The organism is Rheinheimera maricola (genome assembly GCF_016918075.2).
GTDB classification, from domain to species: domain Bacteria; phylum Pseudomonadota; class Gammaproteobacteria; order Enterobacterales; family Alteromonadaceae; genus Alishewanella; species Alishewanella maricola_A.
Window position 1 is genome coordinate 1 of the sequence record NZ_JAERPS020000025.1, and the last position, 589, is coordinate 589.

Here is a 589-nt window from a genome sequence, read left to right on the forward strand (position 1 = left end):
TAACAGCTTAATAAATTGGAGCTTACACGCTTTCACGCAGCGTTTGCTCCCTTCTATCTTTAATAAATGGCAACAACGTATCCAATAACCCTACTTAAATCAACAGAATTTTAACGATGTTCCTGCTGGTATGTGTGGAAAGCGGGGTTAAACCTTGCGATTTACTTGCTAACAATAAATTTACCAACTACTGTATATCTGTACATGTAAATTTATTTTTAGGTGAATGTTATGGCCTCGCCGTTTTTGCAATATATCGCTGAGTTTATGTATGCCCGCCGTTATGCCAAACGAACGGTTGATGCTTATGTGTACTGGATAAAAATGTATATTCTGTTTCACAAAAAGCAGCATCCGGCACAGCTGACCGAACAGGATGTCGAGCGCTTTTTAACCTATTTAACGAATCAGCGTAATGTGGCGCCACGTACGCAGGCGTCGGCACTAAATGCGCTGAGCTTTCTGTACAAAGCGGTATTGCAAAAGCCCTTGTCGTTAAACCTTAATTTTAATCGCTCGCAACTGGCGCCAAAGCTGCCAGTAGTATTAACCCGTGGCGAAATAGCCGCATTATTAAGGGTTATTGATC

Annotated in this window: 1 protein-coding gene; it reads left to right on the plus strand. The window is 41.6% G+C overall.

The window, feature by feature from the left end:
- Positions 1-231: 231 nt before the first annotated feature.
- Positions 232-589, plus strand: a 358-nt coding sequence (locus I4W93_RS20240) for a site-specific integrase (RefSeq protein ID WP_205313748.1), incomplete at its 3' end; no start/stop codon positions are given.